The 23,851-nt window shown below is 67.3% G+C and carries 24 protein-coding genes and 1 riboswitch; of the genes, 12 read left to right on the plus strand and 12 right to left on the minus strand.

What is annotated here, in order from left to right; translation table 11 throughout:
* Nucleotides 1-187 precede the first annotated feature (187 nt).
* Nucleotides 188-469: a hypothetical protein gene (locus ACTCB7_RS02865; protein ID WP_463005492.1), complete on the plus strand. Its 282-nt coding sequence runs from the start codon at nt 188-190 to the stop codon at nt 467-469.
* A 64-nt stretch (nt 470-533) separates the two neighbouring features.
* On the opposite strand, the gene ACTCB7_RS02870 is transcribed toward ACTCB7_RS02865, so the two are convergent.
* Nucleotides 534-1,004, minus strand: coding sequence for a pilin (locus ACTCB7_RS02870; protein WP_463005493.1), 471 nt, complete (start codon nt 1,002-1,004; stop codon nt 534-536).
* A 311-nt stretch (nt 1,005-1,315) separates the two neighbouring features.
* Here ACTCB7_RS02870 and pilB point away from each other — a divergent pair, with 311 nt between their 5' ends.
* The 5 genes from pilB (at nt 1,316) to yacG (ending at nt 6,494) form a co-directional block, all read left to right on the plus strand.
* Nucleotides 1,316-3,136, plus strand: a complete 1,821-nt coding sequence (gene pilB / locus ACTCB7_RS02875) for a type IV-A pilus assembly ATPase PilB (protein WP_463005494.1) — start codon at nt 1,316-1,318, stop codon at nt 3,134-3,136.
* A 107-nt stretch (nt 3,137-3,243) separates the two neighbouring features.
* A complete protein-coding gene (locus tag ACTCB7_RS02880; RefSeq protein WP_463005495.1) occupies nt 3,244-4,512 on the plus strand; it encodes a type II secretion system F family protein in 1,269 nt (422 codons plus the stop codon).
* Nucleotides 4,513-4,715: 203 nt separating this feature from the next.
* Nucleotides 4,716-5,582 (plus strand): prepilin peptidase, encoded by an 867-nt coding sequence (locus tag ACTCB7_RS02885; protein ID WP_463005496.1) that lies wholly within the window; start codon nt 4,716-4,718, stop codon nt 5,580-5,582.
* Nucleotides 5,583-5,613: 31 nt separating this feature from the next.
* The gene (gene coaE, locus ACTCB7_RS02890; protein ID WP_463005497.1) at nt 5,614-6,252 is read left to right on the plus strand and encodes a dephospho-CoA kinase; all 639 of its coding nucleotides are present in this window, start codon (nt 5,614-5,616) and stop codon (nt 6,250-6,252) included.
* The gene (yacG, locus tag ACTCB7_RS02895) at nt 6,249-6,494 is read left to right on the plus strand and encodes a DNA gyrase inhibitor YacG (RefSeq protein WP_463005498.1); all 246 of its coding nucleotides are present in this window, start codon (nt 6,249-6,251) and stop codon (nt 6,492-6,494) included. The genes coaE and yacG overlap by 4 nt, the downstream gene beginning before the upstream one ends.
* A gap of 166 nt (nt 6,495-6,660) precedes the next feature.
* Here yacG and prpD read toward each other — a convergent pair whose 3' ends face one another.
* The 4 genes from prpD to ACTCB7_RS02915 all read right to left on the minus strand — a co-directional run bounded on the left by prpD (nt 6,661) and on the right by ACTCB7_RS02915 (nt 11,169).
* A complete protein-coding gene (prpD, locus tag ACTCB7_RS02900; protein ID WP_463005499.1) occupies nt 6,661-8,145 on the minus strand; it encodes a 2-methylcitrate dehydratase in 1,485 nt (494 codons plus the stop codon).
* Between the two features lie 201 nt (nt 8,146-8,346).
* Nucleotides 8,347-9,474 (minus strand): bifunctional 2-methylcitrate synthase/citrate synthase, encoded by a 1,128-nt coding sequence (gene prpC, locus ACTCB7_RS02905; RefSeq protein ID WP_463005500.1) that lies wholly within the window; start codon nt 9,472-9,474, stop codon nt 8,347-8,349.
* Between the two features lie 91 nt (nt 9,475-9,565).
* Complete coding sequence (gene prpB / locus ACTCB7_RS02910; RefSeq protein ID WP_163648972.1) at nt 9,566-10,447, minus strand: methylisocitrate lyase; 882 nt, start codon at nt 10,445-10,447, stop codon at nt 9,566-9,568.
* Entirely contained in the window at nt 10,444-11,169 is a 726-nt protein-coding gene (locus ACTCB7_RS02915; protein WP_163648973.1) for a GntR family transcriptional regulator, read from the minus strand. The genes prpB and ACTCB7_RS02915 overlap by 4 nt, the downstream gene beginning before the upstream one ends.
* A gap of 218 nt (nt 11,170-11,387) precedes the next feature.
* Between ACTCB7_RS02915 and pabB the strand changes: the two genes are divergently transcribed.
* The 4 genes from pabB to ACTCB7_RS02935 all read left to right on the plus strand — a co-directional run bounded on the left by pabB (nt 11,388) and on the right by ACTCB7_RS02935 (nt 15,427).
* Complete coding sequence (pabB, locus tag ACTCB7_RS02920; RefSeq protein WP_463005501.1) at nt 11,388-12,734, plus strand: aminodeoxychorismate synthase component I; 1,347 nt, start codon at nt 11,388-11,390, stop codon at nt 12,732-12,734.
* Between the two features lie 22 nt (nt 12,735-12,756).
* A complete protein-coding gene (locus ACTCB7_RS02925; RefSeq protein WP_224414639.1) occupies nt 12,757-13,833 on the plus strand; it encodes a FecCD family ABC transporter permease in 1,077 nt (358 codons plus the stop codon).
* Nucleotides 13,830-14,630 carry an ABC transporter ATP-binding protein gene (locus ACTCB7_RS02930; RefSeq protein ID WP_224421283.1) on the plus strand — a complete coding sequence of 267 codons (801 nt, stop codon included), beginning with the start codon at nt 13,830-13,832 and terminating at the stop codon, nt 14,628-14,630. The genes ACTCB7_RS02925 and ACTCB7_RS02930 overlap by 4 nt, the downstream gene beginning before the upstream one ends.
* 176 nt (nt 14,631-14,806) lie before the next feature.
* Entirely contained in the window at nt 14,807-15,427 is a 621-nt protein-coding gene (locus ACTCB7_RS02935; RefSeq protein ID WP_163648978.1) for a phosphoadenosine phosphosulfate reductase domain-containing protein, read from the plus strand.
* 77 nt (nt 15,428-15,504) lie between these two features.
* Here the strand turns inward: ACTCB7_RS02935 and cysB are convergent, their stop codons facing one another.
* A complete protein-coding gene (gene cysB, locus ACTCB7_RS02940) occupies nt 15,505-16,476 on the minus strand; it encodes an HTH-type transcriptional regulator CysB (protein WP_163648980.1) in 972 nt (323 codons plus the stop codon).
* Between the two features lie 260 nt (nt 16,477-16,736).
* On the opposite strand from cysB, the gene trxA reads away from it, so the two are divergent.
* A complete protein-coding gene (gene trxA / locus ACTCB7_RS02945) occupies nt 16,737-17,060 on the plus strand; it encodes a thioredoxin (protein ID WP_163648981.1) in 324 nt (107 codons plus the stop codon).
* Nucleotides 17,061-17,135: 75 nt separating this feature from the next.
* On the opposite strand, the gene ACTCB7_RS02950 is transcribed toward trxA, so the two are convergent.
* The 4 genes from ACTCB7_RS02950 to ACTCB7_RS02965 all read right to left on the minus strand — a co-directional run bounded on the left by ACTCB7_RS02950 (nt 17,136) and on the right by ACTCB7_RS02965 (nt 21,641).
* Nucleotides 17,136-18,185, minus strand: coding sequence for an AI-2E family transporter (locus ACTCB7_RS02950; protein WP_224414637.1), 1,050 nt, complete (start codon nt 18,183-18,185; stop codon nt 17,136-17,138).
* Nucleotides 18,186-18,282: 97 nt separating this feature from the next.
* Nucleotides 18,283-20,094, minus strand: coding sequence for an acyl-CoA dehydrogenase C-terminal domain-containing protein (locus tag ACTCB7_RS02955; protein ID WP_463005502.1), 1,812 nt, complete (start codon nt 20,092-20,094; stop codon nt 18,283-18,285).
* Between the two features lie 144 nt (nt 20,095-20,238).
* On the minus strand, nt 20,239-21,000 hold the full coding sequence (locus ACTCB7_RS02960) for an SDR family NAD(P)-dependent oxidoreductase (protein WP_463005503.1): 762 nt from the start codon (nt 20,998-21,000) through the stop codon (nt 20,239-20,241).
* Nucleotides 21,001-21,053: 53 nt separating this feature from the next.
* On the minus strand, nt 21,054-21,641 hold the full coding sequence (locus ACTCB7_RS02965; protein WP_463005504.1) for a TetR family transcriptional regulator: 588 nt from the start codon (nt 21,639-21,641) through the stop codon (nt 21,054-21,056).
* A 109-nt stretch (nt 21,642-21,750) separates the two neighbouring features.
* Here ACTCB7_RS02965 and ACTCB7_RS02970 point away from each other — a divergent pair, with 109 nt between their 5' ends.
* Nucleotides 21,751-22,938, plus strand: a complete 1,188-nt coding sequence (locus tag ACTCB7_RS02970) for an acetyl-CoA C-acyltransferase (RefSeq protein ID WP_163648986.1) — start codon at nt 21,751-21,753, stop codon at nt 22,936-22,938.
* 8 nt (nt 22,939-22,946) lie between these two features.
* Here the strand turns inward: ACTCB7_RS02970 and ACTCB7_RS02975 are convergent, their stop codons facing one another.
* Nucleotides 22,947-23,273, minus strand: a complete 327-nt coding sequence (locus ACTCB7_RS02975) for a DUF190 domain-containing protein (RefSeq protein ID WP_163648987.1) — start codon at nt 23,271-23,273, stop codon at nt 22,947-22,949.
* Nucleotides 23,270-23,665 carry a fluoride efflux transporter CrcB gene (gene crcB / locus ACTCB7_RS02980; RefSeq protein ID WP_163648988.1) on the minus strand — a complete coding sequence of 132 codons (396 nt, stop codon included), beginning with the start codon at nt 23,663-23,665 and terminating at the stop codon, nt 23,270-23,272. Before crcB ends, ACTCB7_RS02975 begins: the two co-directional genes overlap by 4 nt.
* 88 nt (nt 23,666-23,753) lie before the next feature.
* Nucleotides 23,754-23,843, minus strand: a riboswitch (Fluoride riboswitch).
* Nucleotides 23,844-23,851: the final 8 nt, after the last annotated feature.

The following is a 23,851-nucleotide window of genomic DNA, read 5'->3' on the forward strand; positions in this document are numbered from 1 at the left end:
ATCTTTCGCCTCGAGGGTTTGCACGAAAAGTCGGCGAGCGAAGGCAAGACAAGGCAAAAATCGGTGAAAAGGCGGAGTTTACGCGCTGTAAATGAGTACTTTGAGCCGATTTTTAACGCCGTATTGCCGAGCGCAGGCAGTTTTCGTTCAAAGCCTAATGCTATTCGTCGACGGGGAGAAAACCGACATGGCCAGCTCGGAAATGCAGAAAGTCCGTGTCATCAACGAACTGCGGGATTTCATCAAGAAGCTGCTGCAGGACCCGGCGATCCTCGAGCAGTCGCTCGTCATCGCCCGCCAGCGCCTGGATCAGGACAGCGGCCCGGCGGCCCTGGCGCAGATTGCCAACGAGATCAGCGACACCACCAGCATTCATATTCCGGATGATCCGGAGGCCTATTCGGAAGCGGATAAGCTTTTTCTGGAACTGCTGAAGGAAGTGGTGAGTGAGGAGAAGGCGCTTTATTAAGAAAGCAGGTGCGCTTTATGCGCACCTGCTAATGGTTAAAGTGCATCTTAATATTTATCGCCTACTATTTACCGGTAGGCGCTGTTGCTCCTCCAGTACAGGAAGCAGGGACCACGTTAGTCCCTGACAAGCTGGTAGAACACGACCATCCATTATTAGTGTCACGTGTAACCCATATCGCACTATTTTCTGCAAGAGCCGCATCAGAATTGAACGTATAAATAATCGATGGCGTCTGGGATGATTCATTCACAACTGATACCTGCCCATACTCTTGGGTGGCTGCAATGCCTAGATTTCCAGTATCACCATCTGCCACACTTAAAGTTTGCCCACGCAAAATCAAGTCCTCTGCCTGAGTTTCAACACCCCTTATGGTCGCCAGACCAGCAGATAGCTGAGAACGTTCAACATAATCTTGATAACGTGGCACTGCGATAGCTGCCAAGACACCAATAATCGCCACCACAATCAACAACTCGATCAGCGTAAAGCCACCCTGCGCCCGGGCCGTCCGGGTCATCGTCTTCGTCATTTCCAGCTCCCTCGAATCCATGCGTACCGTGTCGGCCCGTTGCCGACGCCCTCCGACGCTACCACAGCCCGGACGGCCTCGTGGACCCTCGCGCGTCAACGCGGCATGAGCCAACGGCCCCGCTCACCTTGACAATCGTCATGCGCGCGGTGGCAGGCCTGCACCACCGGCGTTGAAATAGACTACATTATTTTACACTAGAAACGCCCTGCCGAGAGTACCGTATTTCATGGTGGCACGGGTCGGCATCCTGGCTGATCGGTGCCCCGCGCAGGAACGCGACCGCAACGAGAGGCAGAACGCCCGACGCCATGTCTTCCTACCAGCCCCCCTACGCCCCCGATACCGTCGACACGCCGGACGCCCCGGCGGACGACGCAGCGCCGACCCACTCCACCCTGGCCCGCGCCTCGGCGGGGCATTCGGACGGGCTGCGCGGCCTCTCCCGGCGGCTGATCGCCGAGGGGCGGATCAGCGAGGCGGCGATGCACCGGGCGGAGGAAGAGGCCCGGGCCAATGAAACCTCGCTGCTCAAGCACATCATCGATACCGGCCTGGTCACGGCGCGGGACGCCACCCAGGCGGCCGCCCGCGAATACGGACTGCCGGTAATCGATCTCAACGCCCTGCGTCGCGACCGCTTCCCGCCGTCGCGGGGCATGCCCGAAAACGTCCTGCGCCAGCACCACATCCTGCCGCTGATGCGGGTCGAGCATCGCCTTACCGTGGCGGTGCCCTTCCCCTCCACCCTGGCCGCGCTGGACGAGCTGCAGTTCGCCACCGGCCTGTCGGTGGACGGCGTGCTGGCCCCCATCGACCAGCTCGAGCCCGCCGTCGAGAACTACCTGGCTCAGGGCAACGCCGACAGCATGCTCGAGGCGCTGGACGATGCCACCGGCCTCGACGAGCTCGAGGCCGAGACGATTCCGCTCGACGAGGAGCGCACCCTCGACGCCAGCACTGCCGGCGACGACGCCCCGGTGGTCAGGTACGTCAACAAGATCCTGCTCGACGCCATCCGCCGCGGCGCCTCGGATATCCACTTCGAGCCCTACGAGAGCACCTACCGGATTCGCTATCGCATCGACGGCATGCTGCTCGAGGTCGCCCAGCCGCCCTTCAACCTGCGTACGCAAATCGCCGCGCGCCTGAAGATCATGGCGCGGCTGGACATCTCGGAGCGCCGGCTGCCCCAGGACGGCGCCATCAAGCTGCGCCTGTCGCGCAACCGTTCGATCGACTTCCGCGTCAACTCGCTGCCCACCGTGTACGGCGAGAAGATCGTCCTGCGCCTGCTGGACCCCACCTCGGCGAAGCTGGGCATCGACGCCCTGGGCTTCACGCCCGAGCAGCGGGTGATGTACGAGAACGCGCTGGCCGCGCCCCAGGGCATGATCCTGGTCACCGGCCCCACCGGCAGCGGCAAGACGGTGACGCTCTATACCGGGCTCAACCAGCTCAACACCGCCGAGCGCAACATCTCCACCGCCGAGGACCCGGTCGAGATCAAGCTGCCGGGGGTCAACCAGGTCAACGTGCTGCCGCGGATCGGCCTGGACTTCGCCACCGCCCTGCGCGCCTTCCTGCGCCAGGACCCGGACGTGATCATGGTCGGCGAGATCCGCGACCTGGAAACCGCGGAGGTCGCCGTCAAGGCCGCGCAGACCGGCCACCTGGTGCTGTCGACGCTGCACACCAACTCCGCCGCCGAGACCCTGACCCGGCTGCGCAACATGGGGCTGGCCCCCTACAATATCGCCAGCTCGGTCTCGCTGATCATCGCCCAGCGGCTGGCCCGCAAGCTCTGCCGCCACTGCCGCGAGCCTGCCGACATTCCCCGCCAGGTGCTGCTCGAAGCCGGCTTCACCGAGGCCGAGATCGCCGGTGCCCGGCTCTATCGGCCGGTGGGCTGCCAGCAGTGCACGCTGGGCTACAACGGTCGGATCGGGATCTACGAGGTGGTCCCGGTCGACGACGAGATCGACCGCCTGATCCTGGCCGAGGCCAGCGCCCTGGACATCGCCGCCGTCGCTCGCCGGCAGGGCTACCCGGACCTGCGGCACAGCGGCCTGCGCAAGGTACTCGACGGCACCACCAGCCTCGAAGAGATCAGCCGCGTCACCAAGGATTGACAGACAGGAATTGCAAAACAGTCCCCGCAGAGGGATGACGAACGGCCGCCACGGCGGCCCTGACGGTACGCAACGCAAGTCATCCCCCGGGACGCAGGGAACCAGCCATGGCCACGACAACGACGTACGGCTCTCGCCGTGACAAATCGCGCAAGGGACGCAAGCCGCACGAGCGCACGCCACTCTACCGGTGGCGCTGGACCGGCAAGAACAACAAGGGCAGGAAGGTCGACGGCGAACTGATCGCCGGCCATCGCGGCGAGGTCGAGCGCGAGCTTGCCCGGCAGGGCATCATCGTCAAGACCATTCGCCGCAAGAGCAGCCTGTTCGGCGGCGTGGGGCGCATCAGGCCACGCGACGTGATGCTCTTCTCGCGCCAGATGGCGACCATGATCCGTGCCGGCGTGCCGGTGCTGCAGGCGTTCAGCGTGGTCATCGAAAGCCTCAAGAACCCGGCGATGCGCAACCTGGTGCAGAAGCTGGCCGACGACGTGGCGGCCGGCTCGAGCTTCTCGGACGCGCTGCGCCAGTACCCGCGCCATTTCGACCGCCTGTTCACCAACATGGTGGAGGCCGGCGAGCAGTCCGGGTCGCTGGACCGCATGCTCGACCGGGTCGCCACCTACCAGGAGAAGGTCGAGTCCCTGAAGGCTCGGGTCCGCAAGGCGCTCTACTATCCCACGGCGGTCATCGCCGTGGGCATCGGCGTCACCGCGTTGCTGCTGATCAAGGTGGTGCCCCAGTTCGAGAGCCTGTTCCGCGGCTTCGGTACCGAGCTGCCGGCGATGACCCGCATGACCATCTCGCTGTCCGAGCTGGCCCAGACCTACTGGCTGCCCGGACTGGGCGCACTGCTGGCGGCGGCCGTCGCCGCACGGCTGGCCGCCCGGCGCTCCCCGGCCTTCGCCTATCGGCTGCACGCGCTGGCGCTGCGCCTGCCGGTGGTCGGCGACATTCTCGACAAGTCCGCCGTGGCGCGCTTCTCGCGCACCCTGGCGACGACCTTCGCCGCCGGCGTGCCGCTGGTGGAGTCGCTGGAAACCGCCGCCGGCGCCACCGGCAACCAGGTCTACGAGCGCGCCGTGCTGCGCATCCGCGACGACGTCTCCAACGGCCAGCAGCTGCACTTCGCCATGCGCAACTCCCGCCGCTTCCCGACCATGGCGGTGCAGATGGTCAGCATCGGCGAGGAGGCCGGCTCGGTGGACACCATGCTCAACAAGGTGGCCGACTTCTACGAGGAAGAGGTCGACAACAGGGTCGATGCCCTGACCTCGCTGCTCGAACCCTTCATCATCGTGGTGCTGGGGGTGCTGGTCGGCGGACTGGTGGTGTCGATGTACTTGCCGATCTTCGAATTGGGCAACGCGATATAGGCAACGGTGCTACTGCGCTCGACGATACGGCGTTGACCTTCATCTCGGCACACTCATTTAGCGCTGCTAAACTCGCGCTGCCTCGATGAAGGTCGCCCTGTCTCGCCGTCGCTCGTGACGCACCTCGACTGCTGCCATGCCAGAAAAGCGCGGCTGTGGTACCGTCTGGCGCCGATACTCGCCGACCATTACAGGAGTCTCCCTTGCCGGCCGATTTTCCGCCTCTGCTGTTGTGGCCGCTGGTCGCGGTGCTGGGCCTGTGCCTCGGGTCGTTCGTCAATGTGGTGATCGCGCGCCTGCCGCCGATGCTGATGCGCCAGTGGCACGAGGAGGCCTGCGCGGCCCTGGATCGCGACCCCGACCCGGAGGTGGCGAAACTGCCGCCCCTCAACCTGTGGCGCCCGGGCTCGCACTGCCCGCGCTGCGGGACCGCCATCGCCTGGCACGACAACATCCCGCTGCTGGGCTATCTCAAGCGACGCGGGCGCTGCGCCCATTGCCAACTGCCGATCAGCCTGCGTTACCCGCTGGTGGAACTGGCCGGGGCGGCGCTGGCCGTGGCGGTCGCGGCGATTCACGGGGTCGACCCGGCCGGCCTGGCCCTGCTCGGCGCCTGCCTGACCCTGCTCACGCTGGCGGTCATCGACCTGCGCACCCAGCTGCTGCCGGACGTGCTGACCCTGCCGCTGCTGTGGGCGGGTCTGCTCTACCAGCTCCTGTTCCAGCCGCTGATGCTCGGCGATGCGGTGCTCGGCGCCATGTTCGGCTACGGCATCCTCTGGCTCTTCTACTGGGGCTTCAAGCTGATCACCGGCAAGGAAGGGATGGGCTATGGTGACTTCAAGCTGCTCGCCGCCCTGGGTGCCTGGCTGGGCTGGCAGGCCCTGCCGCTGCTGCTGATCCTGTCCGCCGGGGCGGGTGCGGTGGTCGGCATCCTCGCCCAGCTCGCCGTGCCGCGCCTGCGCGGCCAGCCGATGCCGTTCGGCCCCTTCCTGGCGCTGGCCGGCTGGATCGCCCTGCTCTTCGGTGCCCCGCTGCTGGCCGCCTACCAGGCGCTGCTGCTGACGTGATACGTATTCCCGGCTTCAGGAGACCCATGACATGACGTCACCGCTGACCATCGGCGTGACCGGCGGCATCGGCGCCGGCAAGAGCGCCGTGGCCAACGCCTTCGCCGAGCTCGGCATCCCCTGGGTGGATGCCGACCACGTGGCCCGCGAGATCGTCGAGCCCGGCGACCCGGCGCTGGCCGAGATCGCCGAGCACTTCGGCCCCGAGGTACTCGACGCCGAAGGGCGCCTCGACCGTCGGGCCCTGCGCGCCATCGTGTTCGACGAGCCCGACGAGCGTGCCTGGCTGGAGTCCGTGACCCATCCGCGGATCCGCGAACGCCTGCTGACGCATCTGGAACGCCTGCGGGCCGGCGGCGCGCCCTACCACCTGCTGGTCTCGCCGCTGCTGTTCGAGTCCGGCCAGGCGCGCCTCGCCGACCGCTGCCTGGTGGTGGACGTGCCGGAAACCGTGCAGGTCGCCCGCACCACCGCCCGCGACGACGTGGACGAGGCCCAGGCCCGCGCCGTCATCGCCGCGCAGATGCCACGCGACGAGCGTCTGGCCAGGGCCGACGATGTCATCGACAATCAGGGGGATCACGAGGCACTCGCGCGCCGGGTGGCGGAACTCGACGCCCGCTACCGGGCGCTGGCCGCCGCCTCTTCAACCGACGAAGGATCATCATGAGCGACGACACCCGCAACCCGACCCGACAACGCCCGCTGGAAGTCGCCTGCCCGCAGTGCCGAACCCTGGTGGTGTGGTCGGCCGACAACCCCTACCGGCCATTCTGCTCCAAGCGCTGCCGGCTGCTCGACCTCGGCGCCTGGGCCGACGAATCCCACCGCATCGCCGGCGAACCGGCCATGGACGAAGCCGACCTCGATGCGCTGATCGACCGCCTGGAGCGCGGCGGCGATAACCGCTGAGCCTGTAGTCCTCGCTTCGATTCAGGAAGCGCTGAATAAATCGCCGAGCGGAGTGCAGCGCAAGGCGCACGGAGCACAGGAACCGGAGCCTATGGGGTATAGGTGAGGATTCCGAGCACCGCGCAACGAAGCGATGCACCCGCGCAGGCATTTAGTCAGTGTTTCCTCAGATCACGAACAGATCCATGAACTCATGCACCGGCGTGGCCTCCAGCTGCGCCTGGTCCTTGCACAGGCCGAAGATCCGCTCGCAGCGCCCGGCCGGGAAGCGCGTGGCCAGGTTGGCCTGGAACTTGGCCTCGAGCAGCGGGATGCCCTCCGCGCGGCGGCGGCGATGGCCCACCGGATACTCCACTTCCACCTTGTCGGTCTTGCTGCCGTCGCTGAAGAACACCTGTACCGCGTTGGCGATGGAGCGCTTGTCGGCCTCCAGGTACTCGCGGGTATAGCGCGGGTCCTCCTCGATCACCATCTTGCCGCGCAGCTCGTCGATGATCGGGTGCGCCTCGTGGAAGGCGTCCTCGTAGTGCTCGGCGGTCAGCGACCCGAACGCCAGCGGCACCGCGGTCATGTACTGCAGGCAGTGGTCGCGGTCGGCGGGGTTCGCAAGGTGCCCTTCCTTGGAGATGATGCGAATCGCCGACTCGTGGGTGGTGATGACAATCTTGTCGATCTCGTCGAGCCGGTCCCTGACCTCGGGATGCAGCCGCACCGCCGCCTCGCAGGCGGTCTGGGAGTGGAACTCGGCGGGGAAGGAGATCTTGAACAGGATGTTCTCCATCACGTAGGTGCCGTAGTCCTGGGGCAGGTTGAAGCGGCGCTGGTCCTCCGGCTTGAGCGCCTGGTCCTTGTTGGTCTTGGAGAACAGCACGTCGTAGAAGCCCCACTGCGGCGCGGACAGCACCCCGGGAATGCCCATCTCGCCGCGCAGGGCGATGTCGGCCAGGCGCACCGCCCGCGAGGTGGCGTCCCCCGCCGCCCAGGACTTGCGCGAGCCGGCGTTGGGCGCGTGACGGTAGGTGCGCAGGCTCTGGCCGTCGACGAAGGCATGCGACAGCGCCGAGAGCAGCTGTTCACGATCGGCGCCCATCAGCTTGGCGACCACCGCGGTGGAGGCCACCTTGACCAGCACCACGTGGTCCAGCCCCACGCGGTTGAAGGAGTTCTCCAGCGCCAGCACGCCCTGGATCTCGTGGGCCATGATCATCGCCTCGAGCACCTCGCGCATGGTCAGCGGCGCCTTGCCCCGGGCGACACGCTGCTGCGAGAGATGATCGGCGACGGCGAGGATGCCGCCCAGATTGTCGGAGGGGTGGCCCCACTCGGCGGCCAGCCAGGTGTCATTGTAGTCCAGCCAGCGGATGATCGCGCCGATGTCCCAGGCGGCCTTGGCCGGGTCGAGACGAAACGAGGTACCCGGCACGCGGGCGCCGTGCGGCACCACCGTGCCCTCGACGAGCGGGCCCAGGTGCTTGGTGCACTCGGGAAAGCGCAGGGCCAGCAGGCCGCAGCCCAGGGTATCCATCAGGCAGTTGCGGGCGGTATCCAGAGCCTCGGTGCTGTCGATCCGGTAGCCGAGCACGTAATCGGCGATCTGCTGGAGTTCGGCGTCGTAGTCCGGACGCTGGTTCTGTTCAACGTTGGCGCTCATCGTGGTTCCTTGATGTAGAGGGGGCGAAGCCGCATTGGAATTCGTTTCCAAACTCTCGGAATGACGGGCGCCGGGGGCCAAGGCAAAGCGAGGGTCCTTTGCCATGGATGGCAAAGGTAGCGCCCAGGGAGGGGTTTACAGCGCCCTCGCGAAGCCTTGCCGCCGGGAAAGCCCATCTCCTCTGCCGGTTGAGGGGGGCGCTTATTGACGCTGCTCGATCGGCAACCATTCCTGCTTCTCCGGCCCGGTGTAGTCGGCGCTCGGGCGAATGATGCGGTTGTTCTCGCGCTGCTCGAAGACGTGCGCGCACCAGCCGGTCAGCCGCGAACAGACGAAGATCGGCGTGAACAGCTTGGTGGGAATGCCCATGAAGTGATAGGCGCTGGCGTGGAAGAAGTCGGCGTTGCAGAACAGCTTCTTCTCGCGCCACATGACGGCCTCGACCCGTTCGGAAACCGGGTACAGCCGGGTGTCGCCGACGTCCTCGGCCAGCCGCTGCGACCAGTGCTTGATGATGGCATTGCGCGGGTCGGACTCGCGGTAGATGGCGTGCCCGAAGCCCATGATCTTCTCCTTGCGCTCGAGCATGCCGAGGATCTCGCGCTCGGCCTCGTCGGGGCTCTGCCAGTCCTCGATCATCGCCATGGCCGCCTCGTTGGCACCGCCGTGCAGCGGCCCGCGCAGCGAACCGATGGCCCCGGTCACGCAGCTGTGGATGTCGGACAGCGTCGAGGCACAGACCCGGGCGGTGAAGGTCGAGGCGTTGAACTCGTGCTCGGCGTAGAGGATCAGCGAGACGTTCATCACCCGGGCATGCAGCTCGGAGGCCGGCTTGCCGTGCAGCAGGTGCAGGAAGTGCCCGCCCACCGACTCGTCGTCGGTCTCGGTGTCGATGCGCACCCCGTCGTGGGAGTAGCGGTACCAGTAGTTGATGATCGACGGGAACGCCGCCAGCATGCGGTCGCTCTGGTCCTGCTGCTCGTCGAAGCTCTCCTCGGTCTCGAGGTTGCCGAGCATCGAGCAGCCGGTGCGCATCACGTCCATCGGATGGGCGTCGGCGGGAATCTGCTCGAGCACCGTCTTGAGCGCATCGGGCAGGCCGCGCAGCCCCTTGAGCCGCGCCACGTAGGCGTCGAGTTCGGCCTGATTGGGCAGCTTGCCCTTGAGCAGCAGGTAGGCGACCTCCTCGAAGCGGGCATGCTCGGCCAGGTCGTGAATATCGTAGCCGCGATAGGTCAGCCCCGAGCCGCTCTTGCCCACGGTGCAAAGCGCCGTGCTGCCGGCGCTCTGGCCGCGCAGGCCGGCGGTGTTGGACGCAGTCTCTGCCATGACGTGTCTCCTTGCCTTGTTATGCTGTCAGCCTCTTTACACAATCCCTGCCCGGGCGCCGGATATGTCCGGCAACCGCCCGGGGCAGCGCTTAGCGATCCTTGTCGAACAGCTCATCGAGCTTGCGCTCGAAGGCGTGGTAATCGAGGAAGTCGTAGAGTTCATCGCGGGTCTGCATCAGCTCGACCACGTCGTGCTGGTGGCCCTGCTCGTGGATGCTGCGATAGACCTTGAGCGCCGCGGCGTTCATGGCGCGGAACGCCGAGAGCGGGTACAGCACCATCCGGCAGCCCACCTCGCCCAGCTCCTGCTGGGTGAACAGCGGCGTGGCGCCGAATTCGGTGATGTTGGCGAGAATCGGGGCGTCGACCCCTTCACAGAAGGCGCGGTAATCCTCGAGGGAATGCACGGCCTCGGCGAAGATCGCGTCGGCGCCGGCCTCGATGCAGGCATTGGCGCGGTCGACGGCCGCCTCGAGCCCTTCCTTCTGGAAGGCATCGGTACGGGCGATCAGGTAGAACTCCGGATCCAGGCGCGCATCGGCGGCGGCCTTGATGCGGTCGACCATCTCCTGCCTAGAGACGATCGCCTTGTTGGGGCGGTGCCCGCAGCGCTTCTGGGCCACCTGGTCCTCGAGATGGACCGCAGCAACGCCGGCTCGACCCATCTCGCGGATGGTGCGGGCGATGTTGAAGGCCCCGCCCCAGCCGGTGTCGATATCCACCAGCAGCGGCACGTCGGTGGCGGCGGTGATGCGCCGGGCGTCCTCGACCACGTCGTTCATGGTGGTCATGCCCAGGTCGGGCAGGCCGAAGGAGGCGTTGGCCACGCCGCCGCCGGACAGGTAGATCGCCGAATGGCCGACCTTTTCCGCCATCAGCGCGGAATAGGCATTGATGGTGCCGACGATGGGCAACGGGCGCTGCGCGTCGAGGGCGGCGCGAAAGCGCGCCCCGGGGGTGAGTCGGGTCATGGTGTCTTCCTCTGGAGGGGGGGCACGGGCGGTTGTTCGGCTTCCTGCTCGAGCACGGCGGCGTAGCGCTTGGCCACGTTCTCGCGGGAGGCGCTGACATGGCGGCGCATCAGCAGCTCGGCGAGCTCCTCGTCGCCCGCCTCGATGGCGTCGACGATGCGATGGTGCTCGACGAAGGCCCGCCGCGGGCGCGCGCCACTGGCACTGAACTGGGTGCGATACAGCCGCACCAGGTAGTAGAGGTCGTCGCAGAGCAGGGTCATCAGCATGCGGTTGTGGCTGCCCTGGACGATGCGATAGTGGAAGTCGAGATCGCCCTCGCGCTGGTAGTAGGCCTCGCCGCGGGACAGGTCCGACTGGCGCTCGTGAAACGCCAGCACCTCGCGCAGCCCGGCGATCTCCTCGGCGGTCATGTGGCGCGCCGCCAGCCGCGCGGCCATGCTTTCCATGGCCTCGCGCACATCGAACAGCTCGAGCAGCTCGCGCATCGTGAGCTTGACCACGCGCGCGCCGACGTGGGGGACGCGCTCGATGAGCCGATGGGTCTCGAGCCGGCGCATCGCCTCGCGCAGCGGCCCTCGCGAAATGCCGTAGGTCTTGGCCAGGCCCGGCTCGGTGATCTTGGTGCCGGGTGCCAGTTCGCCGCGCACTATGGCATCCTGCAGCTGGTTGAATACGCGCTCGGCGAGGGTGCGAACTTCGGGAACGGGAGTGTCCTGCATGTCATGCTCGCCATTGTCGACAATCTGGATTGTCTTGCACTCTAGTCAGCCCGTCGATGAGCGTCAACACCCCGTTTGCTTCCGGCTGTTAGACCTTTGGTGAGTCACCTCTCCGGGGCTTGCAACAGCATTGTCGACAATAAGCGCGCTCCACGATCAACGACGCCGCGCCCCGGTGCCTGATAGAATACGCCCCTTCCCACGCCAGACCGCCGCGCATGACCGACCGACTCGACATCACCCCGCTGCCCTATCATGGCACCCCCATGGCCCGCTTCGCCGCACTGCGCCACCGGCCCGGCGCGGTGCTGCTGGACAGCGGCAGGCCCGAGGCCCCGAGCGGGCGCTTCGACATCCTGGCCAGCGACCCGCTGACCACGCTGAGCGTGGATGCCGCGGGTCGGGTCACGGCGGATGACGGCAGCCCCCTGCCCGAGAGTCCCTTCGCCGCCCAGCAGGCACTGCTGCAACGGCTGCCGAGCGATGTGCCCGACAGCGAGCTGCCCTTCCTCGGCGGCCTGATCGGCTACTGGAGCTATGATCTGAACCGCCACCTCGCCCCTCTCGAGGGCCGCGCCCGCCCTGTTACCGACCTACCGTTGAGCCGCGTGGGCCTCTACGACTGGGCGATCATCGAGGACCATCAGCAGCACCGCGCCTGGCTGGTGGCCGGCGCCACGCGCCGCGCCCAGGTTCTCGACTGGCTCACCCGGGCGTCCCCGGACGCGGCGCCGTTCGCTCTCGACGCGCCCTTCGCCGCCGAACTCGACCGCGACGCCTACGGCGAGCGCTTCCGCCGCGTGCAGGCCTACATTCGCGCCGGGGACTGCTACCAGATCAACCTGGCCCAGCGCTTCAGCGCGCCCTTCCGCGGCAGCCTGTGGGACGCCTACCAGCGCCTGCGCCGGGCCACGCCCACGCCCTTCGGCGGCTTTCTGGCCTGGGACGACAAGGCCTTGCTGTCGGTCTCGCCGGAACGCTTCATCGCCGTGCGCGACGGCCGGGTCGAGACGCGGCCCATCAAGGGCACGCGGCCGCGGGGCGCCACGCCCGAGGCGGATCGCCGGGAGGCCGAGGCGCTCACCGGCAGTCTCAAGGATCGCGCCGAGAACGTCATGATCGTCGACCTGCTGCGCAACGACCTGGGCCGGGTCTGCCGGCCGGGCAGCGTGCGGGTCCCGCAGCTGTGCGGGCTGGAGAGCTACGCCAACGTGCACCATCTGGTCAGCGTGGTCCGGGGCGAACTGGCCGCCGGCCGGTCGGCGCTCGACCTGCTGGCCGCCGCCTTCCCCGGCGGTTCGATCACCGGCGCCCCCAAGATTCGCGCCATGCAGATCATCGACGAACTCGAGCCCGGCCAGCGCAGCGTCTATTGCGGCAGTCTCGGCTACGTGGACGTGCGCGGTCACATGGATACCTCGATCGCCATCCGCACGGTGGTGGCCGACGGCGATCGGCTGCACATCTGGGGCGGCGGCGGGCTGGTCGCGGACTCCGACGAGGAAGCCGAGTATCAGGAAACCCTGGCCAAGATCACCCGCCTGATGGAGGCCCTCGACGCATGATCGGCCCGCGGAGCGCCCCGTCATGAGAGCCACTTCGCCGAGCGCCAGTGCCGATACGCACGACAGCGTCGCGCGCTACCACGCGCGGCGGCGTCGCCAGCGGCGCCTGCTGGCCGGCATGGCCGGGCTGACGCTGCTCGCCCTGCTGGTGGAAGTGGCCACCGGGCCCGGCGGCTACCCGCTCGACGACGTGCTGAGCGCGCTGCTGACCCCGGACCGGGCCGTGCCCACGCTGCGCGCCATCGTCTGGGAGGTGCGCCTGCCGGTGGCGCTGATGGCGGTGCTGACCGGGGCCAGCCTGGCCATGGCCGGCGCCGAGATGCAGACGCTGCTCAACAATCCGCTGGCCGATCCCTTCACGCTGGGTATCGCCTCCGCCGCCAGCGTCGGCGCCGCGCTGAGCCTGGTGCTGGGCGTGCAACTGGTGCCGCTGGTGGGCCCCTGGCTGATCGCCGGCAACGCCTTCCTGATGGCCATGGCCGCGGCCCTGACCCTGTGGGCCGTCAACCGCTGGCGCGGCGTCGGCGTCCAGGGGCTGGTGCTGCTGGGCATCGCCATCATGTTCTTCTTCAACGCCCTGCTGGGGCTGCTGCAGTTCGTCGCTTCCGCCGAGGCCTTGCAGCAGCTGACCTTCTGGTCGCTGGGCAGCCTGAGCCGTGCCGACTGGCCCGCGGTGGCGCTGGTCGCCGTGGTGCTTGCGGTCTGCGGCATCGGCTTCGCGCGCGGACGCTGGCAGCTCACCGCCCTCGGCCTGGGCGAGGCCCATGCCCACTCGCTGGGCATCGATACCCAGACGCTGCGCCTGCGCGCCCTGCTGGGCGCCTCGCTGCTGGCCGCGGCCACGGTGGCCTGCGTCGGCACCATCGGCTTCGTCGGCCTGGTCGGCCCGCATATCGCCCGGCTGCTGGTGGGCGAGGACCAGCGGGTGTTCCTGCCCATGGCGACCCTGTGCGGGGCCTTGCTGATGAGTGTCACCGCGACGCTGGCCAAGTCCGTGGTCCCCGGCCTGGTGGTGCCGATCGGCCTCATCACGGCGCTGATCGGCCTGCCGTTCTTCGTCTCGCTGATCCTGCGCAGCCGCACGGAGCCCTGGGGATGAGCCTGCAGGTCGACGCCCTGTACTGCCGTCGCGACGGCCGCCCGGTGCTCGACGGCGTCGGCCCGCTCGAGGCCCGTGGCGGCGAGATCACCGCCCTGATCGGCCCCAACGGGGCCGGCAAGTCCACGCTCCTGCGCAGCATCGCGGGCCACCAGCCGGCCGGCGGCGAGATCCGGCTCGACGGCGCCTCGTTGCGCCACCAGCCGCTGGCTCGTCTTGCCCGCCACCTCTATTACCTGCCACCCAACACCGCGACCGCCAGCCGCCTGCCGGTGTTCGAGACCCTGCTGCTGGCCCTGCGCACCCGGGGCTGTCCTGCCGACGCCCCCGCGACCCTCGAGCGCATCCGGACCATGCTGCACCAGCTCGAACTCGACACACTGGCCGAGCGCCCGCTGGCCCAGCTGTCCACCGGGCAGCGCCAGCGCGTGGCCGTCGCCCAGGCGCTGATCCGCGAGCCCCGACTGCTGCTGCTCGACGAGCCCACCAGTGCGCTGGACCTGCATCACCAGCTGCGCGTGCTCGATGACCTGCAACAGCGCGCCAGGCAACAGGGCCAGATCATCGTCATCGCGCTGCACGACCTGACCCTCGCCGCCCGCTTCGCCGATCGGCTCTGGGTGCTCGACCGGGGATGTCTGGTGGCTCAGGGCGAGCCCGGCGAGGTACTCACCGCCGACCTGCTGCGGCGCGTCTATGCCATCGAGGCCGAGGTGGATACCGGCGGCCCGGCCGGCGCCCGCATCACGCCGCTGGCGGCCACCCGGCGACCCGACGGCGGTGGCGGCACGCCCTGACGCCAAGACCGGCGCCGTGGTGCGCGGCGGCCTCTTAGCGCCAAATCATCTAAATGGGTGATTCATACTGAAATTTACGCTATATAAGCATCGAACCAAACATTATTGGGGCGGCCTGTAGCGGCTTTGCTACCGTAGACGCATTTCACGGATTCACGCCCTTCGAGGAGCGCCGCATGACCCTGGATATCGACGCCGTCAACCGAGAACTCGGCCATGACCCCGAGGCCCTGACCCGCTGGGCGCTGGAGCTCGACAAGCGCGCCATCTGCACCACCAACTTCCGACCCTTCGAGGCGGTGATCCTGCATCTGGCGACGCGCTTTCAGCCCGACATCCCGGTGGTATGGATGGACTCCGGCTACAACACCGAGGCCACCTACCGGTTCGCCGACGAACTCGCCCAACGCCTGTCGCTGAACCTGACGATCTATCACCCGCGCCGCTCGCGGGCGCATCGCGAGGCGGTGGACGGCCCCCTGCCGGGAATCGACGACCCGCGCCATGCCGCCTTCACCGAGGAGGTCAAGCTCGAGCCCTTCAACCGCGCCCTGCGCGAGATGGCCCCCGAGGTGTGGCTGACCGCCCTGCGTGCCGAGGACACCGCCCAGCGCGCCCGGATGCAGCCCGTCTCGCTCAACGCCGACGGCCTGATCAAGGTCGCGCCGGTACTGCACTGGACCGCGAAGGACATGTACCAGTACCTGCAGCGCTTCGACCTGCCCAACAACTTCGACTACTTCGACCCCACCAAGGTCGAGGAGAAGCGCGAGTGCGGCCTGCATCTGCAGCACTGACCGATCGCCTGCCCTGAACGACGGAACCCCGCCATGCGCGGGGTTCTCTGCATTCGAGACTCGTCACTCGCCGGGCGTCAGCGTACCGGCAGCTCGAGCCCCTCGAACAGCGCCCGCTCGTGGCGCGGTCCGGCGGCCAGCGCGGCGTCGACCCGGTCGCGGTCGAGATGCGGGGCGAAACGCTGAATGAAGTCGTACATGTAGCCGCGCATGAAGGTGCCGCGACGAATGCCGATCTTGGTGGTCGAGCTCTCGAACAGGTGCCCGGCGTCCAGCGGCACCAGATCGGTGTCGGTCTGCGGGTCCACCGCCATGTGGGCGACGATGCCCACGCCCAGGCCCAGGCGTACGTAGGTCTTGATGACGTCGGCATCGGCGGCGGTGAGCACCACATTGGGGGTGAGCCCCCGGGCGCGGAAGGCCTCGTCGAGCTGCGAGCGGCCGGTGAAGCCGAACACGTAGGTCACCAGCGGGTACTCCGCCAGGCGCTCCAGGGTCAGCTCGCCCAGCTTGGCCAGCGGGTGGTCCTCGGGCACCAGCACGCAGCGATTCCAGCGGTAGCACGGCAGCAGCACCAGGTCGTTGAACAGCTCCAGCGACTCGGTGCAGATCGCGAAATCGGCCTGCCCCGTGCTCACCATCTGGGCGATCTGCTTGGGCGTGCCCTGCTGCATGTGCAGCGCCACGTCGGGGTACTTGCGGGTGAACTCGCTGATCAACGGCGGCAGCGCGTAGCGGGCCTGGGTATGGGTGGTGGCGATCGACAGGCTGCCGCGGCGCTCGTCGCTGTGTTCCTGGGCGACTTCCTTGATATTGTCGACGGTACGCAGCACCTCGCCGGCCAGCTCGATGATCGACTCGCCGGCCGGCGTCACCCGCGTCAGGTGCTTGCCGCTGCGCGCGAAGATCTCCACACCCAGTTCGTCCTCCAGCAGGCGGATCTGCTTGGAAATGCCCGGCTGGGAGGTGAACAGGCTCTGGGCGGTGGCCGAGACGTTGAGGTTGTGCCGGGTGACTTCCCAGATGTAGCGAAGCTGCTGCAGTTTCATGCGCGTGCGACTCCTGACCGCCGCCCGCTATTGCCTTGACATCGACAAGGGAATAATGGGCAGCCTATCAATTACCTAATAGAATATAGGGAGCATCATAGACGCCCGCGCCGACAGCGGCAAGCGATCGCGACCGCGGCGTGCCTGCCGATAGACCGCTCCTATCAAAGGGCTGAACCCAGCGTATTTGCCAGCGGGAGGCTCCAAGGCTACCATCGACCGACTACGCTAGAGTCAGCGCAAGCAATCTGGAGATTCACATGGCTAATAACGTCGATGTCACCACCGCCAACTTCGAGCAGGAGGTGCTGAAGGCCGACAAGCCCGTCCTGCTGAAGTTCTGGGCGCCCTGGTGCGGCCCCTGCAAGATGATGGCGCCGGTGGTCGAGGAAGTCGCCGACGAGAAGGCCGATACCCTCAAGGTCGTCAGCGTCAATGTCGACGATGCTCCGGACATTGCCGCCGAGCATGGCGTGCGCGGCGTACCGACCGTGATGCTGTTCAAGTCCGGCGCCAAGGTCGCCTCGTTGGTCGGCGCCCAATCGAAGTCGCAGCTGGTTCAGTTCATCGATCAGAACGCCTGATCACAACGAGCGCTCGCGTCTCGTAACGCCGCCCCATCCAGCCATGGGGCGGCGTTTTCGTATCCCCGTATCGCGTCAATACTCCCGGCGTCCGCCCAGCATTCTCGCCAGCCAGCGTGTCTCGGGATGACTGTTGAGGGCGATCTTCAGCGTCATGGTCAGCGGCACCGCGAGCAGCATTCCCACCGGCCCCAGGATCCACCCCCATACTACCAGCGACAGAAAGGCCACCAAGGTCGAAAGCCCCAGGGTATGGCCCATCACCCGTGGCTCGATGAGATTGCCGATCACGAAGTTGATGACCAGATAGGCCAGCGCCAGCACACTCGCCTTCGCCAGACCGCCGTCGGGCATCACCAGGGTCAGCATCACGGCCGGCACCGCCGCCAGGGCCGAACCGATGTTGGGAATGTAGTTGAGACTGAACGCCAGCGTTCCCCACAGCAGCGGGAACTGCACCCCCAGCAGCAGGCAGGCGAGATAGATCAGTGCCCCGGTGACCAGGCTGATGACCGTCTTGATCGCCAGGTAGCACTTGAGATTGTGACTGAATTCATTGAAACGGCGCAGACTCGGCACCGGATTGTCGAGCGACTCGGCAACCTTCTCGCGAAAGTCCAGGGTCTCGAAGAGCATGAAGATCACCAGCAGGATGATCAGCACGCTCTGCGACAGCAGGTTGCCGATACCGCCGAGGAACGTCGGCACCATCTGCGTCGCAGTCGTGGGGTCCAGCCACTCCGACATGCGCCGCGGCTGGATGTAGACGCCCATGTTGCTCAACCAGTTGAGCACCGTGAGATAGTGCTTGCGCAGTTGGTCCTCGAGCTGGGGCAACGCTTCCATGAAGGTCGTGAAGCTGCTGGCCAGCAGAGTGCCCAACAGGGTGAAGAAGAGGCAGAGGATCAGCAACGTCAGCAACACCGAGAGACGCCGGCTCACGCCCAGGCGATACAGCCAGTGAACCGGGGCCGTGCAGATCACCGCGATGAACAGCGACAGCAGCAGCGGTACCAACAGATCGGCGCCGAGCTTCATGCCGCCGATGATGACCACCAGCGCAGCCAGGGTCAGCATCAATTGAAACGGGATGTCCCGCTTGTCGGGATTCGTGTCGTGATCCATGTCGCCTTCCCGGCCGGTGTCGAGGCCCCATGATGGCCTCAACACCCGCCGACGACAATCCGGACTCCGGTGCGCCAGCCTCTCGCGCAGCGGTTGCTCAGAGGCGGAAGCCCAGGTCGAAGTCCTCGGCGTCCAGCGCCATCAGCGATTCGCCCCCCGCACGGATCATCTCGGCATGCGCTCGGGTACGCGGCAACAGCCGCTGATAATAGAACTCGGCGGTCGTCCGCTTGGCTCGATAGAAGGCGGCGTCCCCGGCCCCCTCCGCCAGCGCCTGTTCGGCACGCGCCATGGCACGCGCCCACAGATAGGCCAGCGTGACATAGCCGGAATAGAGCAGATAGTCGACGCTCGCCGCCCCCACCTCTTCGCGATCGTTCATCGCCTTCATGCCCACCGCCAGGGTCAGCTCGCCCCATTCGGCATTGAGACGAGCCAGCGGCTCGATGAAGGGCTTGAGCCCCTCGTTGTCAGCATTCGCCTGACAGAACTTGTGGATCTCCTTGGTGAAGACCTTGAGCGTCTCGCCCTGGCTCATCAGCACCTTGCGTCCCAGCAGGTCGAGCGCCTGGATGCCGGTAGTGCCTTCATAGAGGCGGGTGATGCGAGCATCGCGGACGAACTGCTCCATCCCCCACTCCTGAATGAAGCCATGGCCGCCGAAGACCTGCAGCCCCTCGTTGGTCGCCTCGAAGCCCAGCTCGGTCAGGAAGGCCTTGACGATCGGGGTCAGCAGGCCGAGCAGCGTTTCGGCACGGTCGCGCTCCTCGGCATCCGCGGCGTGACCGGCGATGTCGACCAGCTGCCCGGTATACATCACCAGCATGCGACCGCCCTCGGCCAACGCTTTCTGGGTCAGGAGCATGCGCCGCACGTCGGGATGCACGATAATCGGATCCGCCGGCTTGTCGACCGCCCTGGTCCCGGACAACGCACGCATCTGCAGACGATCGCGGGCGTAGGCCAGCGAATTCTGGTAGCTCGCCTCCATCAGCCCCAGCCCCTGAATGCCCACCCCGATGCGCGCCTCGTTCATCATGGTGAACATGCAGGCCAGGCCCTTGTGCGGCGGCCCCACCAGATAGCCCGTGGCCCCGTCGAAGTTCATGACGCAGGTGGCGTTGCCGTGGATGCCCATCTTGTGTTCGAGCGAGCCGCAGGTCACGCCATTGCGCTCACCCGGATTGCCATCGGCGTCGGGCAGGAATTTCGGCACCACGAACAGCGAAATACCGCGGGAACCTTCCGGCGCATCGGGCAGCTTGGCCAGCACCAGGTGCACGATGTTCTCGGCCAGGTCGTGCTCGCCGGCGGAGATGAAGATCTTGGTGCCGGTAATTCGGTAGGCGTCGTCACCCTCGGGAACGGCGCGGGTCTTGATCAGCCCCAGGTCGGTCCCGCAGTGCGGCTCGGTCAGGCACATGGTGCCCGTCCAGACACCTTCGACCAGCTTGCTCAGGTAGGTGGCCTTCTGGGGCTCGCTGCCGTGATGGCGCAGGGCGTCGGCTGCACCGTGAGAGAGCCCCGGATACATGCCCCAGGCCAGGTTGCTCGCGCAGATCATCTCCGACAGCGCCAGCCCCAGCGAGGCCGGCAGCCCCTGGCCGCCATGCTCGACGGGGCCGGACAAGCCCGGCCAGCCGCCCTCGACGTACTGGGCGTAGGCTTCCTTGAAGCCCTGTGGTGTCTTCACGTCACCACCTTCCAGCAGGCAGCCTTCCTGATCACCGCGCTGATTGAGCGGCAGCAATACCTCGCGGGCGAAACGCCCGCCTTCTTCGAGAATCGCCTCGACGATATCGGGCGTGGCCTCCTCGCCATTGGGCAGACGCGCATAGTGGCCGGGATAGTCGAGCATCTCGTTCATCACGAAACGCAGATCACGCAGCGGGGCCTGATAGTCGGGCATCCTGGGCTCTCCTCGAATGGCAGCGGGAACGGCCGTGCAGCGGCCGCACTAAAACAGTCGTTTGAAACTAGAGCCACACCCGCACGAAGTCAAGCGTTCGTTTTAATTTGCAGATAGGCGTCTTGGGAACCGGATCGGGTCGATTCAGGTCATGCGGATACCGCCGTCGAGCCGGATCGTCTCGCCGTTGAGCATGACGTTGGTGATGCCCTGCTCCACCAGCGCCGCATACTCCGTGGCACGCCCCAGCCGCTTGGGAAACGGCACCGCCGCCGACAGCGACGCCACCGCGTCATCGGGGATGCCCTGCATCATCGGCGTCTCGAACACGCCCGGGGCGATGCTCAGCACACGCACGCCGTGGCGCGACAGCTCGCGGGCCAGCGGCAGGGTCATCCCCGCCACCCCGGCCTTGGAGGCACTGTAGGCCGCCTGCCCCACCTGGCCGTCGAAGGCGGCGATCGACGCCGTGGTGATCACCACGCCGCGCTCGCCGTCCTCGCCCTCGGGCGCGTTGCGCGCCATGGCCGCCGCCGCCAGTCGCACCACGTTGAAGGTGCCGGTCAGGTTGATCGCCACCGTGCGTGCGAAGTCATCCAGCGAGGCCGGGGCGCCGTCGCGATCGAGCAGCTTGGCGACGCTGACCACCCCGGCACAGTGCACGAGCCCGTGCAGGCCGCCCCGGGCCACGGCTCGATCCACCGCCGCCTGCATGGCATCGGCATCGAGTATGTCACCGCACACCGCCTCGGCCGGTTCGCCGAGCGAGGCGGCCAGCGCGTTCACCGCCTCGCTGCGGTCACTCAGCACCACCCGAGCGCCTCCCGCCACCAGCCGCTCGGCGGTCGCCGCCCCCAGCCCGGATGCCGCCCCGGTCACCAGGAACTGTCGGTCACGTATCTGCATCTCGTCTTCTCCTGTGGCCCTGATGCTGAAGCTAGTCCGGGACGGCCCGTCCGTCACTCGCGGGTGATCATGGCCACCAGTGCCCGCGCCAGATCCTCCGCGGTGCGCCCGCCCTCGCCGACCGTGTCCGAGGGGCTGTACCAGCGTACCGTCCAGTTGAGCGACCCCAGCACGAAACGGCGCACCAGGAAGGCGTCTCCCGTGATGATCCCGGCGGCGATCGCCTCGTCGATCACCTGCTCCCATAGCCGCTCGTAGGCGTCACGCAATGGCACCAGCCGCTCCCGCGAGGCCGCGTCGAGACGCCGCCACTCGTAGAGGGCGACCACATGCGCGTTGCGATCGCTGAGCAGGGTTTCCAGATGGGCCCGGGCCATGGCATGCAGGCGCGCCCGCGGCCGGGGCTCGGCCTCCGCCAGCTCCCGCCGGGCGATCGCCAGGGCGCGCTGCGTGCCCTCCTCGATCACCGCGCAGAGGATCGCCTGCTTGTCGCGGAAGTGGTGGAACAGGCTGCCGGACTTGATGCCCATCGCCTGGGCCAGCATGCGCACCGTGGTACGGTCGAAGCCCGTCTCGACGAAAAGACGAGCCGCGATGCCGACCAGCTCCTTGCGGCGCGACGAGGCGTTTTCTAGAGTCATTCTTGAACGAGCGCTTGCTTGGTTTCATCCGAGCAAACCACAGGGGTCAGAGCGGGTCAACGCGCCGGCCGCCCCGTGCTCGACCCGCGCCCAGCCTCGGAGACCGCCCATGAACGCCGCAGACGAGATCGTCATCCTCTCGGGAGCCAGAACCCCCATGGGCAGCCTGCTGGGGAGCCTGTCAAGCATCAGTGCCCCGGAACTGGGCGCCGTCGCCGTGCGCGGTGCCATCGAGCGCGCCGGGGTCGAGCCCGGCGAGATCGACGAGGGCCTGATGGGCTGCGTGCTGCCTGCCGGGCTCGGCCAGGGGCCGGCGCGTCAGGCCCTGCGCCGCGCGGGCGTGCCCGACGCCTGCGGGGCGACCACCGTCAACAAGCTGTGCGGCTCGGGCATGAAGGCGGCCATGCTGGCCCACGACCTCCTGCGCGCCGGCAGCGGCTCGCTGGTGGTCGCCGGGGGCATGGAGTCGATGTCCAACGCCCCGCACCTGCTGCCCGGCGCCCGCGCCGGCTACCGGCTGGGCCACGGTGCGCTCAAGGATCACCTGTTCCTCGACGGCCTGGAGGATGCCGAGAGCGGCCGGCTGATGGGCGCCTTCGCCCAGCAGGTGGCCGATGACCGCGGCTACTCCCGCGAGCGCATGGACGACTTCGCCATCGCTTCCCTGGAGCGCGCCATGGCCGCCGACCGGCATGGCGAACTCGCCGACGAGATCGTGCCGGTGAGCGTGACCTCCCGGCAGGGAACGAGCCGGGTCGAGCAGGACGAGCAGCCCTTCAGTGCCAAGCTGGAGCGCATTCGTTCCTTGCGACCGGCCTTCGGCGAACACGGGACCATCACCGCCGCCAATGCCAGCTCCATCTCGGACGGTGCCTCGGCACTGCTGCTCGCCCGTCGCGATGCCGCCGAGGCGCGCGGCCTGACACCCCAGGCGCGGATACTCGGCCACGCCACGCATTCCCGCCACCCGAGCGAGTTTACCCTGGCGCCCGTCGGCGCCGTCGGCAAGCTGCTCGAGCGACTCGACTGGCACGTCGACGACGTCGACCTCTTCGAAATCAACGAGGCCTTCGCGGTGGTGACGCTGATCGCCATGGACGAACTGAACCTGCCCCACGAGCGAGTCAATGTGTTCGGCGGTGCCTGCGCCCAGGGCCATCCGATCGGCTCGAGCGGCTCGCGGATCCTCGTCACGCTGCTCAACGCCCTGCGCCGGCGCGGCGGCCGGCGGGGCATCGCCAGCCTGTGCATCGGCGGCGGCGAGGCCACCGCCGTGGCCATCGAACGGCTCGACTGAGCCGCCGCTCAGTGGCCCGGATGCGCGAACTCGACCGGCCGGCGCAGACAGAACACCGGGATGCCGGCCGCCGCCACCGCCTCGACCAGCCGGTCGGCCATGCCGGGCTCGAGCACGAACATCACCTCCTCCGGGCGATCGGCCAGCTCGAAGAAGTGTGCCGAATGGCGATGCCCGTCCTCGCCCGCGCTCATCTCGCCGGCGCGCCGCGTCAGCCGAGTGATACCCAGCCCGTGCGCCTCGTCGATCACCGCCTCCAGCGCCGAACGGCCGTGATGACGACGCGACTCCGGCGCCATGAAGATCACCTCGAATCCCTGCTGCCAGGCTGTCATCGTATTGCCCCCGCCAGGTTGCGCATCAGTTGAAAGGTCGCCATGCCCACGGCAGTCATGGCCAGCGAACCGCCGACATGCAGCACGATGCCGGTCAGCGCCAGGCTCCAGCGCCCGCCCTGCAGGGCGGAAAGCATCTCCGCGGAAAAGGTCGAGAAGGTGGTCAGCGCGCCGAGAAAGCCGGTGACCACGAAGAGCCGCCATTCCGGCGCCAGCGGCAGCTGGCCGAACAACGCGATGGCCACGCCGATCAGCCAGGCACCGAGCCAGTTGGCCACCAGGGTGCCGGGCGGCAGCGAGGGAAACAGTGCATTGAGCCACAGGCCGAGCAGCCAGCGCAGGTTGGCCCCCAGCGCCGCGCCACTGCCGATGGCGATGATCGATAACCACATGAGGAAGGACCCTGTCCTGTTGCCGAACATAATCAAGAACGCGAGACGCACAGGATCAGAACGCACGACGCCTGCTGCGCCACCCGGGCGCCTCGCAGGCATCATTAACCGTGAGTACGGTGGTTTGGCGGGCCGGAAACACCGTGCCGCCGGGAGGCATGCCATCTCCCGGGCGATAGGTTTAGC

Source organism: Modicisalibacter sp. (assembly GCF_055145905.1).

Excerpts from the sequence above, each read along its gene's own strand:
- trxA (WP_163648981.1), top strand. The coding sequence starts at position 16,737 with ATGGCTAATAACGTCGATGTCACCACCGCCAACTTCGAGCAGGAGGTG.
- crcB (WP_163648988.1), bottom strand. The coding sequence starts at position 23,665 with ATGTGGTTATCGATCATCGCCATCGGCAGTGGCGCGGCGCTGGGGGCC.
- ACTCB7_RS02965 (WP_463005504.1), bottom strand. The coding sequence starts at position 21,641 with ATGACTCTAGAAAACGCCTCGTCGCGCCGCAAGGAGCTGGTCGGCATC.
- ACTCB7_RS02950 (WP_224414637.1), bottom strand. The coding sequence starts at position 18,185 with ATGGATCACGACACGAATCCCGACAAGCGGGACATCCCGTTTCAATTG.
- pabB (WP_463005501.1), top strand. The coding sequence starts at position 11,388 with ATGACCGACCGACTCGACATCACCCCGCTGCCCTATCATGGCACCCCC.
- ACTCB7_RS02880 (WP_463005495.1), top strand. The coding sequence starts at position 3,244 with ATGGCCACGACAACGACGTACGGCTCTCGCCGTGACAAATCGCGCAAG.
- yacG (WP_463005498.1), top strand. The coding sequence starts at position 6,249 with ATGAGCGACGACACCCGCAACCCGACCCGACAACGCCCGCTGGAAGTC.
- cysB (WP_163648980.1), bottom strand. The coding sequence starts at position 16,476 with ATGAAACTGCAGCAGCTTCGCTACATCTGGGAAGTCACCCGGCACAAC.
- prpD (WP_463005499.1), bottom strand. The coding sequence starts at position 8,145 with ATGAGCGCCAACGTTGAACAGAACCAGCGTCCGGACTACGACGCCGAA.
- ACTCB7_RS02960 (WP_463005503.1), bottom strand. The coding sequence starts at position 21,000 with ATGCAGATACGTGACCGACAGTTCCTGGTGACCGGGGCGGCATCCGGG.
- ACTCB7_RS02870 (WP_463005493.1), bottom strand. The coding sequence starts at position 1,004 with ATGACGAAGACGATGACCCGGACGGCCCGGGCGCAGGGTGGCTTTACG.
- ACTCB7_RS02930 (WP_224421283.1), top strand. The coding sequence starts at position 13,830 with ATGAGCCTGCAGGTCGACGCCCTGTACTGCCGTCGCGACGGCCGCCCG.
- ACTCB7_RS02915 (WP_163648973.1), bottom strand. The coding sequence starts at position 11,169 with ATGCAGGACACTCCCGTTCCCGAAGTTCGCACCCTCGCCGAGCGCGTA.
- ACTCB7_RS02925 (WP_224414639.1), top strand. The coding sequence starts at position 12,757 with ATGAGAGCCACTTCGCCGAGCGCCAGTGCCGATACGCACGACAGCGTC.
- ACTCB7_RS02955 (WP_463005502.1), bottom strand. The coding sequence starts at position 20,094 with ATGCCCGACTATCAGGCCCCGCTGCGTGATCTGCGTTTCGTGATGAAC.
- prpC (WP_463005500.1), bottom strand. The coding sequence starts at position 9,474 with ATGGCAGAGACTGCGTCCAACACCGCCGGCCTGCGCGGCCAGAGCGCC.
- ACTCB7_RS02970 (WP_163648986.1), top strand. The coding sequence starts at position 21,751 with ATGAACGCCGCAGACGAGATCGTCATCCTCTCGGGAGCCAGAACCCCC.
- coaE (WP_463005497.1), top strand. The coding sequence starts at position 5,614 with ATGACGTCACCGCTGACCATCGGCGTGACCGGCGGCATCGGCGCCGGC.
- ACTCB7_RS02975 (WP_163648987.1), bottom strand. The coding sequence starts at position 23,273 with ATGACAGCCTGGCAGCAGGGATTCGAGGTGATCTTCATGGCGCCGGAG.
- ACTCB7_RS02935 (WP_163648978.1), top strand. The coding sequence starts at position 14,807 with ATGACCCTGGATATCGACGCCGTCAACCGAGAACTCGGCCATGACCCC.
- pilB (WP_463005494.1), top strand. The coding sequence starts at position 1,316 with ATGTCTTCCTACCAGCCCCCCTACGCCCCCGATACCGTCGACACGCCG.
- ACTCB7_RS02865 (WP_463005492.1), top strand. The coding sequence starts at position 188 with ATGGCCAGCTCGGAAATGCAGAAAGTCCGTGTCATCAACGAACTGCGG.
- prpB (WP_163648972.1), bottom strand. The coding sequence starts at position 10,447 with ATGACCCGACTCACCCCCGGGGCGCGCTTTCGCGCCGCCCTCGACGCG.